Here is a 15,302-nt window from a genome sequence, read left to right on the forward strand (position 1 = left end):
CCCACAAAAGCACTTCCGAACCTTCATTCGCGTCGACATCTCGTGCGGCCCGCCTCACAGTGTTTTCTTAGAGGCGTGATCGCGTTGTTCGCCCCTGGACAGGGCTCTCAGACACCCGGCATGCTCGCGCCTTGGCTCGACCTCCCCGGCGCGGCTGAGCGCCTGACGCTGTGGTCCAAGGCCTCCGGCCTCGACCTGGTCCGTCTCGGTACCACCGCGACGGCCGAAGAGATCACCGACACGGCCGTTACCCAGCCGCTGGTGGTCGCCGCGGCGCTGCTCGCGTTCGCGGAGATCTCGCCCGACGAGCTTCCCGCCGCTACCATCGTGGCCGGGCACTCGGTCGGTGAACTCGCCGCCGCCGCGGTCGCCGGAGTCATCTCCGCCGACGACGCGGTCCGGCTGGCCGCCATCCGCGGAGCGGAGATGGCCAAGGCGTGCGCACTGGAGCCGACCGGGATGTCCGCGGTGCTCGGCGGCGACGAAGCCGTCGTGCTGGAACGGCTCACCGAACTCGACCTCGTCCCGGCCAACCGCAACGCGGTGGGTCAGATCGTGGCCGCGGGTCGGTTGGACGCTCTCGCCGAGCTCGCCGCGAACCCCCCGGAGAAGGCCAGGGTTCGGGCGCTGCCCGTCGCGGGCGCGTTCCACACGGCGTTCATGGCCTCGGCGCAGGATGCTGTGACCGATGCCATAACGAAGATCACGCCGAACGAGCCGACCAGGACCTTGCTCTCGAATTTCGACGGCAAGCCTGTCGCGTCCGGACGTGAGGCGATAGATAAGCTCGCCGCGCAGGTCACTCGGCCAGTTCGCTGGGACCTGTGCACCGAGACCGTCCGGCAAGCCGGCGTCTCGGCAGTGGCGGAGCTGCCGCCGGCGGGCACCCTCGTCGGCATCGCGAAACGGGAGCTGAAGGGCACGCCCACGCTGGCCCTGAAGACCCCGCAAGACCTCCCCGCGTTGGCTGAGCTGACCGTATCCGGCTAGCTTTCCTCCGCGACCATGCATTCAGATGCGAGGTCGTGACCGAGAGGCGGTAACCATTTCCGCGCTCGATCCGAAAAAACCAGTAGAGCCCTACAAAGTATCAAGAAGGGAGCCACGAAGTGGCCGCTCTGACCCAGGAACAAATCGTCGAGGAACTCGGCAAGATCATCGAAGAGGTGACCGGCATCGAGCCCTCCGAGGTGACGGTCGAGAAGTCCTTCGTCGATGACCTGGACATCGACTCGCTGTCCATGGTCGAGATCGCGGTGCAGACCGAGGACAAGTACGGCGTCAAGATCCCCGACGAGGATCTCGCCAGCCTGAAGACGGTCGGCGACGCCGTCGCCTACATCCAGAAGCTCGAGGCCGAGAACGCTGACGCGGCGGCCGAGCTCAAGGCCAAGTTCGACGCCGAGTAGGGCCGAAACAGTGACCACTCCTTCCACCTTGAACGGGAATTTCCCCAACGTCGTCGTAACCAGCCTTGCGGCGACCACGTCGATCGCGGGTGACGTCGATGCGACGTGGAAGGGACTCCTCAACGGCGAGAGCGGCATCGACGTTCTCGAGGATTCCTTCGTCGAGGAATACGATCTTCCGGTCCGCATCGGCGGCCACCTGAAGGTCCGGCCCGACACCCTGCTGTCTCGTGTCGAATGCCGGCGCATGGCCTATGTCGAGCAGCTCGCGACCGTGCTCGGTCGCGAGGTCTGGCGGAACGCGGGCAGCCCGGAAGTCGACCCGGAGCGGCTGGGTGTGGCCATCGGCACCGGATTGGGAGGCGGCGACGCCCTCATCGATTCGGTGGACAAGCTGAAGAACGGCGGCTATCGCAAGATCTCGCCGTTGGCTGTGCAGATGGTCATGCCGAACGGCCCTTCGGCCGTTGTCGGTCTCGAATTGAAGGCCAGGGCAGGAGTGGTCACTCCGGTCTCGGCATGCTCGTCCGGCTCCGAGGCCATCGCCAACGCCTGGCGCATGATCGTCATGGGTGACGCGGACATCGTCGTCACCGGTGGCGTCGAAGGCTTCATCGACGCGGTGCCGATCGCGGCGTTCACCATGATGCGCGCCATGAGTACCCGCAACGACGACCCCAAGGGCGCGTCGCGTCCGTTCGACAAGGATCGCGACGGCTTCGTCTTCGGCGAGGCGGGCGCGCTCATGGTCATCGAGACCGAAGAGCACGCGAAGGCCCGTGGCGCGACCATCCACGCGCGCCTGCTCGGCGCGGGCATCACCTCCGACGGCTTCCACCTCGTCGCCCCCGATCCCACGGGTGACGGCGCCGCGCGGGCGATGACCAGGGCGATGCAGTCCGCGGGTTTGACCAAGAAGGACATCACGCACATCAACGCGCACGCGACCGCGACGCCGATCGGCGACACCGCCGAGGCGAACGCGATCAACAAGGCCGTGGGCAGCCACGCCTCGGTGTACGCGCCCAAGTCGGCGCTCGGCCACTCGATCGGCGCCGTCGGTGCCCTCGAGTCGGTGCTGACCGTGATGAGCATCCGCGACGGCATCGTTCCGCCGACGCTGAACCTGGAGAACCAGGATCCGGAGATCGACCTCGATGTGGTGAGGGGCGAAGCCCGTCGTCAGGAGATCGAGTACGCGATCAACAACTCCTTCGGATTCGGTGGGCACAATGTGGCGCTCGCCTTCGGTCGGGCATAGCCGCGCGATCGACTGCACAACGATCCCGGCGGGGTCGGCCAGCTGAACTGGCCCGGCCCCGCCGTGGTTCGACATACGCAGCCGCAGCAGCGGCACACTCATCGAGGTGAGGAGACCACGCGATGACAATCATCGCTCCCGCGTTGCATCAAGAGACTGCGACCGACCCGCGTAATCCGCTCGGTCGACTCCAGCGCTTCTTCGATCCCGGGACCATTCTTCCGCTCCACCCGCGCGACAAGTCCGGCGTGCTCGCCGCCATCGGCGAGGTGGACGGCGTCCGCACCGTGGCCTACTGCTCCGACGCGACCGTCATGGGCGGCGCGATGGGCGTGGAGGGTTGCAAGCACATCGTCGACGCCATCGACACCGCCATCGACTCCGGTATCCCCGTGGTCGGTCTGTGGCACTCCGGCGGCGCTCGCCTGGCCGAGGGCGTCGAGGCGCTGCACGCGGTCGGCCAGGTCTTCGAGGCCATGGTCCGCGCGTCCGGCCTGGTTCCGCAGATCTCCGTGGTGCTCGGCTTCGCCGCCGGTGGCGCCGCCTACGGTCCCGCGCTGACCGACATCGTGATCATGGCTCCGGAAGGCCGCGTCTTCGTGACCGGCCCGGACGTGGTGCGCAGCGTGACCGGCGAGCAGGTGGACATGGCCACCCTGGGCGGTCCGGAGACCCACGGCAAGAAGTCCGGCGTCACCCACATCGTGGCCGACGACGAGTCCGACGCGCTGCACCGCGCGCGCCGCCTGGTGTCGATGTTCGCCGAGCAGGGCGAGTTCGACCTGGTCGCGGCCGAGCACGGCGACGTGGACCTGAAGGCCATGCTGCCGGAATCGGCCAAGCGCGCCTACGACGTGAAGCCGATCATCCACGAACTGCTCGACAACGTCGACGGCGAGTCGTCGTTCGAGGAGTTGCAGGGGCTGTATGCCCGCAGCATCGTGACCGGCATCGGTCGTCTCGGCGGACGCACCGTCGGCGTGCTGGCGAACAACCCGATCCGCCTCGGCGGCTGCCTGAACTCCGAAAGCGCTGAGAAGGCGGCGCGTTTCGTGCGGCTGTGCGACGCGTTCGGCATCCCGCTGATCGTGGTCACCGACGTTCCGGGTTACCTGCCCGGTGTCGGCCAGGAATGGGAAGGCGTCGTGCGGCGCGGTGCGAAGCTGCTGCACGCGTTCGCCGAGGCGCGCGTACCGCGGGTCACCCTGGTCACCCGCAAGATCTACGGCGGCGCCTACATCGCGATGAACGCCCGTTCGCTCGGCGCGACGGCGGTCTACGCGTGGCCCGGTTCCGAGGTGGCCGTCATGGGCGCCAAGGCCGCGGTCGGCATCCTGCACAAGAAGGCCCTGGCGGCCGCGCCGGAGGAGGAGCGCGAAGCGCTGCACGAGCGGCTCACCGCCGAACACGAGCGCATCGCGGGCGGCGTGGAGCGCGCCATCGCCATCGGTGTGGTCGACCAGGTCATCGACCCGGCGAAGACCCGCAGCGTCATCGCCGCGGCTCTCGCGGCGGCCCCCGCCCGCGCCAGCCACCACAAGAACATCCCGCTCTGATCCACCCACCGAAGCGGGCCCGGCACTCCCGGGGCCCGCTTCGCGTTTTCAGGCTGCCCGCGAGGGGTCGGCGAACCGGCGGTGGCGTGCGTCGACGGTGGCTTGGAAGGTGTACGTGCCCGGGCAGGCGGAGGTCGTGAAGTCTCACGGGGCGGGGGTGGCTCGGTGGTCGGTAGCATCGGGAGGTGCGCTACGAAGAACTGGCCGACGTGCCGTGCTCGATCACGCGCCCGCTCGTGATCTTCGGTGATCGCTGGACTCTGCTCATCCTCAAGTCCTGCTTCTCCGGTATCCGGCGGTTCAACGCTTTCCAGAGCGCACTGGGGATCTCGCGCAGCAGGCTGCAGGATCGTCTGGACCGGTTGATCGACAACGGCATCCTCGTCAAACAGAAGGCCGCCGTGGGCGCGCACGAGGAGTACCGGCTCACCCCCAAAGGCCACGACATCTACCCGATCCTGCTGGCCATCCGCGATTGGGGCGATACCTACGTGGCGCCCGAAGGGCCTCCGGTGCGCTATACCCATCGCGATTGCGCGGGCGAGGCGCACGTCAAGCTCGAATGCGATTCGTGCGGAACCGAACTCACCGCACGAGAGGTCACCCCGGAACCGGGACCCGGTTTGCTGGGCGTCACCGGTAGCGAGGCCGCCGCGGGTCGCGCGCGCTAGCGAGAGCGCGGTGACCGACGGCGGGCGCAGCGGAATACGCCGTCGGCGCGACCTCGCCGGGCGAGGCCGCGCCCGGCGGCATCAGTCGGCGAACCAGGTGGCGACTTCGTCGGGCTCGGCCCGGGTGGTGCGGAAGCCGTTGACGGGATGGTCGAGGTCGGGATATCCGAACGAGATTCCGGCGACCACCTTGCGCTGCTCCGGGATACCGAAGTACTGCCGGATGAAGGGGGAGTAGGTGGCCAGCGCGGCCTGCGGCGCCGCACCGAGGCCGAGGCTGTGGGCGCCCAAGAGGAAACTGCCGATGTAGAGACCGCAGTCCACCGCTCCGTAGATGCCCAGATCGGCTTCGCTGGTCACGATCGCCACATGCGGCGCGTCGAAGAGTTCGAAATTCCGCACGGCCTGGCGCATGGTCTTCTCGTGATCGCCCTTGGCGATGCCGACGCTTTCGTAGAGTTGCTTTCCGCATTCCCGCCTGCGGTCCCGGTACGCCCCGGTGTATTGCGCCGGGAACTCGAAATCCGGTGCGGGCGTGGCGGTCGCGATGTGGTCGATGAGTTCCTTCCGGAAACGATCCGTGCCGGCCCCCTCCGTCACCACGACCTGCCAGGGTTGGGTGTTGCACCACGACGGCGTCCGCTGGGCCAGCCGCAACAGGGCATGGATGGTGTCGTGCTCGACCGGCTGCGGATGGAATTGCCTGCAGGTCCACCGTTCGTCGAGCACCCGGCTCAGCGCCGTGAAGTCGTCTGTCGTCACTGTCTTCCCCCGACTCCTTTGTCAGTCTTATTTCGAGACCAGACGCTAGCATCGAACACCCCGCCGCGAAAGCCGGGCGGTCACCCGGGACGGGCGAGTCGGCCGCGACGCGCGCGGTCCCGCGATCCTGTTGCCCGAGTTACGGCGATCGGCACGGCGCGACGAGGCAGAATCCCGATATGGCGTCCGAAGCTCCCGCCGCGCGGGACCGCAAACGGCACGGCAGGCATTACACGCCCCCTGTGCTGGCCCGGTTCCTGGCGCAACGGCTGCTACGCCATGTCGAGTTCTCGGACGCCGGCGTCCTGCGTGTGCTCGATCCGGCCTGCGGTGACGGCGAATTGCTGTTCGCCGTGCACCACGAGGTCGCGACCCGGTGTCCCGGCCTCCGCCTGGTGCTGGTCGGCTACGACCTGGATGCCCGAGCGCTCGCGGTCGCCCGCGAGCGCGCACGGGCGGCGGGGATCACCGCGCAATGGCACAGCGCCGACTTCCTCGCGGTGGAGGCCCAACTCGCGGACGGCTCGTTCGACGCGGTGATCACCAACCCGCCGTATGTGCGCACCCAGCAGCTGGGCGGATCGACGGCGCAGCTGCTGAGCAAGCGGTTCGGCCTGCGCGGGCGGATCGACCTGACCCATCCGTTCGTCGCGACGCTGCCGCGGCTGCTGGCCGCGGGAGGCGTGCTCGGCCTGTTGTGCGCCAACCGGTTCCTGACCACCAAGGCAGGCGCGAACATCCGGCGGTTGCTGGTGACCGACCTGGTTCCGGTCGAGCTGTACGACCTGGGCGACACCAAACTGTTCACCGCCGCCGTGCTCCCCGCGATCGCCATCGCGCGGCGCGCCGCGCACGGCGACGGCTGCCGCTACGTCTCCGCCTACGAGGCCACCGGCCAAACACCCGGCGAGAAGACGCTGTTCGATGCGCTCGTCGACCCGGGCGGCTCGATCGTCGAGTACAACGGCCGGACCTTCGTCATCGAGGTCGGTGAGCTGGCGACCGAATCCCAGGAGTCGACGTCCCCGGACTCCGCCGGAGCCGATCGCGGACGCGACGGCGGTTCGACCGGCGCGGCGACGGGGGACGGGGGACCAGAGCTGACGGCGGAACGAAGGACTCGCCGGGGTGTGGCGCGGGAACCGGAGGTCGCGTGGCGGATGTCGCACGACGCGATCGATTCCTGGCTGGCGCGGATAGCGGAGACGACTTGGCGCACTTTCGGCGATGTGGCACGCATCCGAGTGGGCATCAAGACGACCGCCGACCGCGTGTTCATCTCCGACCGCTGGGCTCAGGCCGAGCCGTGTCCGGAGTCCGAATTGCTGCTCGACCTGATCACCCACCACGATCTCGCGCCGTGGCGGACTACCCGCGCCCGCGAGGTGCGCGTGCTGTATCCCTACGACCTGGCCAGTGCACGCCGCACGCCGATCGATCTCGACGAATATCCCGCCGCGGCCGCGTATCTGCGGTCCCATCGGGAGACGCTGGCCGGACGCCGCTATGTCACCGAGAGCGGTCGCGCCTGGTATGAGATCTGGGTCCCGCAGCGGCCGCACCTGTGGCGCGAGCCGAAGCTGGTCTTCCCCGACATCAGCGACCGGCCGCGTTTCGCGCTGGACGGCTCGGGCGCGGTGGTCAACGGCGACTGTTACTGGATCTCACTGCCCGATCTGGCCGATCTGCCCGCCGAGGCGACGCGCTTGGCGTATCTGCTGATGGGGGTGGCCAATTCGGCGCTCGGGTTGCGGTTCTACGACGTGGTCTGCGGCAATCGGCTGTACTCGGGCAGGCGTCGGTGGATCACGCAGTACGTGTCGCGGCTGCCGGTGCCCGATCCGGCGGCCACCCGGTCGGCGGGTGTGATCGATCTGGTCCGTGAGTTCGTGGAGGGCCGGGTGCCGGATCTCGCGGCGCAGGCAGAGCTGGACGAGCGGGTGGCCGCAGCGTTCGGCGTCGGACTACGCCCTGACCCGGACGCCGACCATCGGCAGCAGGGTGCGGCGGGCGAATTCGCGCGCCGCGCCGCGATCGCTGACCGGGATCAGGCCGTCGGGGGTGAGAGCGAGCGACAGCGCCAGCCGGGCCATGATCTCGGCGACCAGATCGGCGTCGAAGTCGTGCGTGCCACCGGCATCCCGTAGCTCGCGCAGCTTCTCGGCCAGGTAGTCGCGGCCGACGGCGAGGATCGGTCCCGCCTCGGTGGTCAGCCGGGGCAGGATCAGGTCGGGCTCGGTCCGCAGCAGCCTGCGCAGCAGTTCGTTGCCCGCGATGGCGCCGATGAACGCCACGAAGATCTCCACCAGCTGATCGTCGTTGCCCGAGACGGTGCGCACCTGCTTCTCGATCGAGGCGACGAAGCGCTGCGCCTCCCGCACGCTGACCGCCTCGACCAGATCGTTCTTGGACTCGTAGCGCCGGTACAGCGTGGCCGGGCTGATACCCGCGCGGCGGGCGATCTCGCCCATGCTGGTCCGCTTGATGCCGAAATCCAGGAAGGCCGAGAGCGCGCTTTCCAGGAGCTTCTCGCCGTCGGCGACCGGTTTCTCGAGGATGCGTTGCAGCATGGGCGAGATGGTTGGCATCGGATCTCCAGTGGGTTCGGCGCGGCGGCCGGGCCGTGGCCGGTGGCGCGGCGTCGCGACGGTGCGGACGGGAACATCCATTATTTCATCGAGTGGGCGAAGCGTGAGCGGGCATCGCCGGACGGGGCGGTCCCGCCGAGTAGGTCGCGCGTCCATGTTCGACTGGCTAGCCTGTGGTCGGCGTCCGGCCCTGACCCTCGGCCGGTGCGGAAAGGGGTTGAGCCATGGGGTATTTCGCGGATCGAGTCGTGGCGATCACCGGGGCGGGTTCCGGTATCGGCCGGGAATTGGCCGTGGCGTTGGCCGGTGCGGGGGCGTGGCTGGCACTGTCGGACAAGTCGGCGGAGGCTGTCGCCGAGACGGGGGCGTTGTGCGCGGCCACCGGACGGGAGCCGGAGGTGAGCGCGGTGGACGTCACCGACCGCGCGGCCGTGCTCGCGTACGCGGAGCGGACCGTCGCGCGCTTCGGCCGGGTGGAGGCGCTGTTCAACAACGCGGGCATCCTGCACGTCGGCAGCGTGCTCGAGTCGCCGTTCAGCGACTTCGAACAAGTGATGGCCGTCGACTTCTGGGGTGTGGTCAACGGGACCAAGGCCTTCCTGCCGCATCTGCTGGCCGCCGATCGCGCGCATGTCGTCAACATGTCCTCGGCCTTCGGGTTGGTGGCCGTGGCGCGGCACGCGCCGTACAACGCGGCGAAGTTCGCCGTGCGCGGTTTCACCGACTCGCTGCGCCAGGACATGCGGGCAGCCGGCGGCTCGGTGCGGGTCACCGGGGTGTACCCCGGTGGCGTGCTCACCGGGATCGCCCGGTCGGCGAGCGTCGCGCCGGGGATCGACGCGGAGGAGGTGGTGCGCCGATTCGAAGGGCACGTGGCGCGGACCAGTCCCGCCGCCGCGGCGCGGACGATCCTGCGTGGCGCCGCGCGGGGCGAGGCCAAGGTTCTGGTCGGACTGGACGCCATCGCTGTGGACCTGGTCACAAGAATCGCCGGGTCGTACCACGAGAAGGTGCTGGACGTGGTATTCCGTTTCTGATCGCGGTCAGGGATGGGGATTGACGAAATGACAACCAGCCGAACATGTTTCACTCTATGGGGGAAGCCGGACGGGTCGCGCGGCGGTAGGGTGCGGGGACCCGAGTGGTGACGAAATGGGTTCTCGTCGAGTGTTTCTCGGGTTCTCCGGGGCGGGTGATCGCGGTGGGGTCCGCGCCGAAGTCGTTCGTGCCGCTGACCAACATCGTGCGCAATCCGCTGTCGCTGGCCGACGCGGAGACGGCACTCGGGCGGGCATGCGCGACCGGTGTGCCGGTGGCGGAAGTCTCCGCTGACGGGCGGCGCACGGTGCTGGCCGAGCCGCTGCTCATCTCGCCGCGGCGGGCGCATGCCGTCCGGCTGTGGGTGGGCCCGCGGCGGGAGCCGGTCACGGCGGCCGACCCGATGGGGGCGTGGTACTTCGATCTCACGACCAACCGCTCGGTGCGCAGCACCGACCTGCTGGACCTGTACGGCGTCGCGCCGGAGAACCGCGCCGCCGAGCTGGCCATCGCGGGCGCGTTCACCCGGTTGGTGACCAACCGCGACGAGAGCGAAGCGCTGGCGAAGATCGTCAACTCCGCGCCGGGCACCGAGCACCAGGCGGTATGGACCGTCCGGCGGGACGACGACGCGCTGCGCGCCGCGCATTTCGCCTGCCGGATCGTCGCCGAGCCCGATGACCGCGGCGAGTGTCACGTGCTGCTGTGCGGCGTGACCCAGGACATCGGCGCGGCCATCGCGGTCTCCGCGGCGCCGCCGCCCGCGATCCTGGAGTACACGCTGCTGGAAGCCGCCACCGAGCCCGGCGAGTACCGCGCGATCGTCAATCTGCGCTCGTTGCGGCTGATCCGGTGGATCGGCGCGCCCATGCCGGACATCGCCTGGGAGGACCGGCCGTGGCAGCCGAGGCCGCAGATCCATCCGGACGATCTGGCCACCGCGAAGACCATGTCACGGGACCTGGCGCGGCATCGCACCGAGGGAACGGTGCGTCTGCGCAGGCTCGACGGTGGTTGGCAACCGGTACGGATACGGGCCGCGTTGATGGCGCTGGATCAGCACACCACGGCTGGACTGGCCACGGTCACCGCGGAATCGTGAACCGCGGTGACCGTGGTAACGGAGTCATCGGCACGGCAGGTCCAGCTCGGCCATCTCCTTCTCGATCGCGTTCGCGGCGAAATCCACACCGCGGGAACGCAATTCATGAACCCGGCGCTGGAGTGCCTCGACTCCGCCGGGTTGGGCCGCGATGTCGGCGACGCTGATCCGGCCCTTGGGCCCGTGCACACCCGACTGCACGTACGACACCGTGATACCTCCTGCCTAACGCCCGCCCGCCCACCGACCCGGGTGGGTTCACCACTGCGCTACAAGTCGCACGACAACCGTGTCGACAGGAGAGCCCGGGTCGCCGGGCACGCTGGCTGAATGTTATCAGCGATCTTGACAGGACACTTGATCAATGTGTCCTGTTTCACACCTGATTTCCCGTGCGATGTTGAGCTGTATTTGCTAGGTAGACAGTCGCATTCAGGCGAATGCGATCTTGCTCCTCGGCGCCGAGCTCCCGACGCACCTTGCCGGGCACTCCCGCCACGAGGGAACCGGGCGGAATCCGCGCCCCTTCCGGGATCAGCGCGTTGGCCGCGATCAGGCTGCCTGGCCCGACGACGGCGCCGTTGAGGATGGTGGCGCCCATGCCGACCAGCACGTCGTCGCCGATGGTGCAGCCGTGCAGGATCGCGTTGTGGCCCACCGAGACCCCCGCGCCGACGGTGAGCGGGAAGCCGGGGTCGGCGTGCAGCACGCAGCCGTCCTGGATATTGCTGCGCGCGCCGACCTCGATCGTCTCCAAGTCGCCGCGCAGCACCGCGCTGTACCAGACGCTCACCTCGGCGCCGAGCCGCACGCGGCCGATCACGGTGGCGTTCGGCGCGATCCACGCGCTCTCCTCGATCTCCGGCGCATGCTCGCCCAGCTGAATCCGCATGGTCACGAACTTAGTGCAACCGCTCGGCTCTGCCCTTGGAAGCTGGTGCGGTGGGCGGCGGGGCTGGTGCCGAGGATGCGGTGGAAGTGGTGGCGCAGGCTCACCGCCGTGCCGAAGCCGGTGTCGACGGCGATGCGTTCCACGGTGTCGGTGGTGGACTCGAGCAGCAGCCGTGCCCGGTCGGTGCGCTGGAGCAGCAGCCACTGCTGCGGGCTGGTGCCGGTGCGGTCGCGGAAGCGGCGGGTGAAGGTGCGCCGCGACATGAGCGCGACGCGGGCCCAGCGATCAAGGTCGACCGGGTCGCCGAGATGGGTTCGCGCCCAGACCATGGCGCGCTCGATCGGATCGTCGTCGGCGGCGTCGGGGACCGCGACCGGGATGTACTGCGCCTGGGAGCCGCTGCGGTGCGGAGCGGTGACCAGTGCTCTGGCCAGTTCGGTGGCCGCTTTGCTGCCGAGATCACCGCGGACCAGGTGCAGGCAGCAGTCCAGCGCCGCGGCCACGCCCGCCGAGGTGACGACGTCGCCCAGATCCGACCACAGCGTGTCGGCGCGGACCCGGACGGCCGGAAACGCGCGGGCCAGTTCGGCGGCGGAGGCCCAGTGCGTGGTCACTTCCCGTCCGTCGGCCAGTCCGCTGGCGGCCACCGCCCACGAGCCGAGGCACAACCCGACGATCCTTGCGCCGCCCGCGTGGGCGGCGCGCAGGGCAGCGTTCAGTTCGCCGGACAGCGGTTCGCCTGCTCGCCAGCTCGGGATCACGACGGTGTCGGCGCGCGTCAGCGTGTCGAGGCCGTGGTGGACACGGATGTCGAATCCGGCCGGGGTCGCCAGGCTTCCGGGCTGCTCGGCGCACACGTCCACCCGATAGGGCGGGGGCCCTTCGACGCCGACCCGGCCGAAGACGAGGCTGGGCACCGACAGGTGAAACGGGCTGATTCCGTCGAACGCCAAGACGGCCACCGTACGCATGGCCCGATCTTAACGGTAAGCGGCTCACGGGCCACTGGTTACCGGTACGCGGGCAGGACAAGATCAACGGCATGAGCGACACGATCGAACGCACCGGGGTAGAAGTCCTGCACATCGGCGGTCCGACACTGCGGTTCCGCTACGCGGGCCGCACCTGGCTGACCGACCCCACCTTCGACGAGCCGGGCGACTACCCGGGCGTCGTCACCTTGCACAAACTCACCGGCCCCGCGGTGTCGGCCGAGGAGGTGGGCCCCGTGGACGTGGTGCTGCTCTCGCACGACGAACACGCCGACAACCTGGACGACTCCGGACGGAAACTGCTGACCACGGTGCCGACCGTGCTGTCAACACCCGGCGCCGCGACCCGGATCGATGGCGTGCGAGGGCTGGAGAACTGGGAGACCGTCACGGTGCACGGCGTCCGGGTGACCGGTGTCCCCGCCCTGCACGGTCCCGAGGGGTGCGAGCCGTTCAGCGGGATCGTCACCGGCTTCGTGCTGCGCGCCGAGGGCGAGCCGACGGTATACGTCTCCGGTGACAACGCCTCCGTCGAGGTGGTGCGCGAGATCGTCGAGCGGATCGGCCGCATCGACATCGCCGTACTCAACATCGGCGCCGCCAACATCGGCCGCTTCGGCGACGCCGACGTCACCTTGAACGCGCGCACCGCGCTGCGGGCGGCCGAGGTGCTCGGCGACGCGGTGATCGTGCCGGTGCATGCCGAAGGCTGGGCGCACTTCAGCGAGAACCTCGACTACCTGGGCCACGTCTTCCGTTACGGCGGCCGCGCCGAGCAGTTGCGGATACCGCCGCTGGGCCGCGCCGCGATCGTGTGAGCGGTGCCGTCCGCGCTCAGCTGGGCAACGTGCCGAGAAACTCGCCCGCGGCGCGGGCGCGGGTGGTCGCCGTGCGCGTTCGGCGCGTCGGTCGTGGCGCGGGCCCGGTGCCGGGGCGACGATGACGGTATGAGGATCGGAGTACCACGGGAGGTCAAGGAGCAAGAGTTCCGGGTAGCCCTGACGCCGGCGGGCGCCGGGGAACTGACCGGGCACGGACACGAGGTGCTGGTGCAGGCGGGCGCGGGCGTCGGATCGGGATTCCCCGACGCAGGCTACGCCGCGGCGGGGGCCCGCCTGGTCCCGGACGCCGACCAGGTATGGCGGGAAGCCGAGCTGGTGCTGAAGGTGAAGGAACCGATCGCGCCGGAGTACCCGCGGATGCGCCGCGATCAGGTGCTGTTCACCTTCCTGCACCTGGCCGCGTCGCGCGAGTGCACCGACGCCGTGTTGCGCTCGGGCATCACCGCGATCGCCTACGAGATGGTCCGCGCCGCCGACGGCTCGCTGCCGCTGCTGGCTCCGATGAGCGAGATCGCGGGCAAGCTCGGTGCCCAGGTGGGCGCGTATCACCTGATGGCCCCGCTCGGCGGTGCGGGGCTGCTGCCCGGCGGCGTCCCCGGCGTGCGTCCCGCGGAAGTCGTCGTGCTCGGCGGCGGCGTCGCGGGATCGAACGCGGCCGCGGTCGCCATGGGCATGGGCGCGCGCGTCAGCGTGCTGGACACCAACCTGCGTCGGTTGCGCGAACTCGACGCCCGCTTCGACGGGCGGATCACCACCGTCGCGTCGAATGCCACGGAGATCCGGCGGGCGGTGCTGTCGGCCGACCTGGTGATCGGCGCGGTGCTGGTTCCCGGCGCGCGTGCGCCGGAACTGGTCTCCGACGACCTCGTCGCCGGGATGCGCCCCGGCGCCGTGCTGGTGGACATCTCGATCGACCAGGGTGGTTGCTTCGCCTCCGCGCGCCCGACGACGCACGCGGATCCCACCTTCCGGGTGGCGGATTCGCTGTTCTACTGCGTCGCCAACATGCCGGGCGCGGTGCCGCACACCTCGACGATCGCGCTCACCAACGCGACCCTGCCCTACGTACGGGCGATCGCCGACCTCGGCTGGCAGGAGGCATGCGCCACGCACCCCGATCTGGCCCACGGGCTCACCGCGGACGCCGGGCGGCTGCTGTCGGCGGAAGTCGCCGCCGCGCACGGGTATTCGCGGCCGCTCGGCGTCGCGGGCTGACTACTCCTGCCCGGTGAGGCCCTCGCCCAGGTACCAGTCCGGCTCGCCGCTGGTGGGCAGGTCACGCAGCTTGTCCGGGTTGCGGACCACGTCGATCGACACGATGCGACCGTCGTCGACGGTGAAGGCGAAGACGCCCGTGTGGGTGCCGTCGAAGACCACCAGCCCGGGTTGGCCGTTGACCAGCACCGCGCGGCCCCAAGCGCCCGCCGCGGACGGGGCGTGGTACCAGCCGAGCAGCAGCTTGGCCACGATCTCGGCGCCGTGCACGGGCTGCCGGATCGCGGGCACCTTGCCGCCGCCGTCGGCGGTGAGGCTGACGTTCGCGTCGAGCACACCGAGCAGAGCGCTCAGATCGCCGGACCGCCAGGCCAGGGCGAAGGCGGACACCACCTTCTGCTGCTCGTCCGGAGAGGCCGGGAAGCGCGGAGTGCCCTGCTCGACGTGCTTGCGAGCCCGGGAGGCGAGCTGACGGACGGCGGCCGGGGTGCGGCCGACCACCTCGGCGACCTCCGGGCCGCTCATGCCGAACACGTCCTGGAGCACGAACGCGGTGCGCTCGGCGGGCGACAGGGACTCGAGCACGACCAGCAGCGCGGTGGTGACCCGCTCGTCCTGGGTGATCCGGTCGGCGGGATCCTCCCAGCTGGTCACCTCCGGCTCCGGCAGCCATTCGCCGACGTACTGTTCGCGGCGCACGCGGGCGGAACCGAGGTGGTCGAGGGCGAGCCGGCCGGTCACGGTGGACAGCCACGCGCGCAGGTTGTCGATCTCACCCGCGGCGCCCGCCTCGTACTGGCGCTGCAACCGCAGCCACGCCTCCTGCACGACGTCGTCGGCGTCGCTGAGACTGCCCAACGTGCTGTAGGCGAGCCTGCGCAGATACCCGCGGTGCTCCTCGAACTGCCGGGCCAGCTCGGCTTGGTCGAGGGGCTCACGCTGTTCGGAAGTCACTTGGTCGCCTGTTCGTCGTT

The 15,302-nt window shown here is 69.7% G+C and carries 15 protein-coding genes and 1 pseudogene; 10 read left to right on the plus strand and 6 right to left on the minus strand.

Going from position 1 to position 15,302, the window contains the following annotated elements:
* Positions 1–75 precede the first annotated feature (75 nt).
* The 5 genes from ACZ6DL_RS16295 (at position 76) to ACZ6DL_RS16315 (ending at position 4,897) form a co-directional block, all read left to right on the plus strand.
* Positions 76–990 carry an ACP S-malonyltransferase gene (locus ACZ6DL_RS16295; RefSeq protein ID WP_466051800.1) on the plus strand — a complete coding sequence of 305 codons (915 nt, stop codon included), beginning with the start codon at positions 76–78 and terminating at the stop codon, positions 988–990.
* 119 nt (positions 991–1,109) lie between these two features.
* The gene (acpM, locus tag ACZ6DL_RS16300; protein WP_040865735.1) at positions 1,110–1,409 is read left to right on the plus strand and encodes a meromycolate extension acyl carrier protein AcpM; all 300 of its coding nucleotides are present in this window, start codon (positions 1,110–1,112) and stop codon (positions 1,407–1,409) included.
* Between the two features lie 10 nt (positions 1,410–1,419).
* A complete protein-coding gene (locus ACZ6DL_RS16305) occupies positions 1,420–2,670 on the plus strand; it encodes a KasA/KasB family beta-ketoacyl-ACP synthase (RefSeq protein WP_062969630.1) in 1,251 nt (416 codons plus the stop codon).
* A gap of 122 nt (positions 2,671–2,792) precedes the next feature.
* Entirely contained in the window at positions 2,793–4,226 is a 1,434-nt protein-coding gene (locus tag ACZ6DL_RS16310) for an acyl-CoA carboxylase subunit beta (RefSeq protein ID WP_466051802.1), read from the plus strand.
* A gap of 185 nt (positions 4,227–4,411) precedes the next feature.
* Positions 4,412–4,897, plus strand: coding sequence for a winged helix-turn-helix transcriptional regulator (locus ACZ6DL_RS16315; RefSeq protein WP_466051804.1), 486 nt, complete (start codon positions 4,412–4,414; stop codon positions 4,895–4,897).
* Between the two features lie 81 nt (positions 4,898–4,978).
* Here ACZ6DL_RS16315 and ACZ6DL_RS16320 read toward each other — a convergent pair whose 3' ends face one another.
* Entirely contained in the window at positions 4,979–5,659 is a 681-nt protein-coding gene (locus ACZ6DL_RS16320) for a nitroreductase (RefSeq protein ID WP_466051806.1), read from the minus strand.
* 179 nt (positions 5,660–5,838) lie between these two features.
* On the opposite strand from ACZ6DL_RS16320, the pseudogene ACZ6DL_RS16325 reads away from it, so the two are divergent.
* Positions 5,839–6,453, plus strand: a pseudogene (locus ACZ6DL_RS16325) (Eco57I restriction-modification methylase domain-containing protein); the annotation flags it as partial.
* A 1,170-nt stretch (positions 6,454–7,623) separates the two neighbouring features.
* On the opposite strand, the gene ACZ6DL_RS16330 reads toward ACZ6DL_RS16325, so the two are convergent.
* Complete coding sequence (locus ACZ6DL_RS16330) at positions 7,624–8,328, minus strand: TetR/AcrR family transcriptional regulator (RefSeq protein ID WP_466051808.1); 705 nt, start codon at positions 8,326–8,328, stop codon at positions 7,624–7,626.
* Between the two features lie 143 nt (positions 8,329–8,471).
* Between ACZ6DL_RS16330 and ACZ6DL_RS16335 the strand changes: the two genes are divergently transcribed.
* Together ACZ6DL_RS16335 and ACZ6DL_RS16340 are read left to right on the plus strand one after the other, a co-directional pair.
* Entirely contained in the window at positions 8,472–9,284 is an 813-nt protein-coding gene (locus ACZ6DL_RS16335; protein ID WP_466051810.1) for an SDR family NAD(P)-dependent oxidoreductase, read from the plus strand.
* A gap of 107 nt (positions 9,285–9,391) precedes the next feature.
* On the plus strand, positions 9,392–10,387 hold the full coding sequence (locus ACZ6DL_RS16340) for a GAF domain-containing protein (RefSeq protein WP_466051812.1): 996 nt from the start codon (positions 9,392–9,394) through the stop codon (positions 10,385–10,387).
* A 24-nt stretch (positions 10,388–10,411) separates the two neighbouring features.
* Here ACZ6DL_RS16340 and ACZ6DL_RS16345 read toward each other — a convergent pair whose 3' ends face one another.
* The 3 genes from ACZ6DL_RS16345 to ACZ6DL_RS16355 all read right to left on the minus strand — a co-directional run bounded on the left by ACZ6DL_RS16345 (position 10,412) and on the right by ACZ6DL_RS16355 (position 12,250).
* The gene (locus ACZ6DL_RS16345; RefSeq protein ID WP_040865840.1) at positions 10,412–10,597 is read right to left on the minus strand and encodes a hypothetical protein; all 186 of its coding nucleotides are present in this window, start codon (positions 10,595–10,597) and stop codon (positions 10,412–10,414) included.
* 166 nt (positions 10,598–10,763) lie between these two features.
* The gene (locus ACZ6DL_RS16350; protein ID WP_040865743.1) at positions 10,764–11,279 is read right to left on the minus strand and encodes a gamma carbonic anhydrase family protein; all 516 of its coding nucleotides are present in this window, start codon (positions 11,277–11,279) and stop codon (positions 10,764–10,766) included.
* A 2-nt stretch (positions 11,280–11,281) separates the two neighbouring features.
* Entirely contained in the window at positions 11,282–12,250 is a 969-nt protein-coding gene (locus ACZ6DL_RS16355) for a GlxA family transcriptional regulator (RefSeq protein ID WP_466051815.1), read from the minus strand.
* 71 nt (positions 12,251–12,321) lie between these two features.
* Between ACZ6DL_RS16355 and ACZ6DL_RS16360 the strand changes: the two genes are divergently transcribed.
* The gene (locus ACZ6DL_RS16360) at positions 12,322–13,089 is read left to right on the plus strand and encodes an MBL fold metallo-hydrolase (RefSeq protein ID WP_466051817.1); all 768 of its coding nucleotides are present in this window, start codon (positions 12,322–12,324) and stop codon (positions 13,087–13,089) included.
* A 129-nt stretch (positions 13,090–13,218) separates the two neighbouring features.
* Positions 13,219–14,328: an alanine dehydrogenase gene (ald, locus tag ACZ6DL_RS16365; RefSeq protein WP_466051819.1), complete on the plus strand. Its 1,110-nt coding sequence runs from the start codon at positions 13,219–13,221 to the stop codon at positions 14,326–14,328.
* On the opposite strand, the gene sigJ is transcribed toward ald, so the two are convergent.
* Positions 14,329–15,282, minus strand: a complete 954-nt coding sequence (gene sigJ, locus ACZ6DL_RS16370) for an RNA polymerase sigma factor SigJ (protein WP_466051821.1) — start codon at positions 15,280–15,282, stop codon at positions 14,329–14,331.
* Between the last annotated feature and the right edge of the window lie 20 nt (positions 15,283–15,302).

Source organism: Nocardia sp. NPDC041819 (genome assembly GCF_055590505.1).

Coding starts and splice junctions, on each gene's coding strand:
- ACZ6DL_RS16310 (WP_466051802.1), top strand. CDS start 2,793: ATGACAATCATCGCTCCCGCGTTGCATCAAGAGACTGCGACCGACCCG.
- ACZ6DL_RS16330 (WP_466051808.1), bottom strand. CDS start 8,328: ATGGATGTTCCCGTCCGCACCGTCGCGACGCCGCGCCACCGGCCACGG.
- ACZ6DL_RS16335 (WP_466051810.1), top strand. CDS start 8,472: ATGGGGTATTTCGCGGATCGAGTCGTGGCGATCACCGGGGCGGGTTCC.
- ACZ6DL_RS16350 (WP_040865743.1), bottom strand. CDS start 11,279: ATGCGGATTCAGCTGGGCGAGCATGCGCCGGAGATCGAGGAGAGCGCG.
- ACZ6DL_RS16355 (WP_466051815.1), bottom strand. CDS start 12,250: ATGCGTACGGTGGCCGTCTTGGCGTTCGACGGAATCAGCCCGTTTCAC.
- ACZ6DL_RS16360 (WP_466051817.1), top strand. CDS start 12,322: ATGAGCGACACGATCGAACGCACCGGGGTAGAAGTCCTGCACATCGGC.
- ald (WP_466051819.1), top strand. CDS start 13,219: ATGAGGATCGGAGTACCACGGGAGGTCAAGGAGCAAGAGTTCCGGGTA.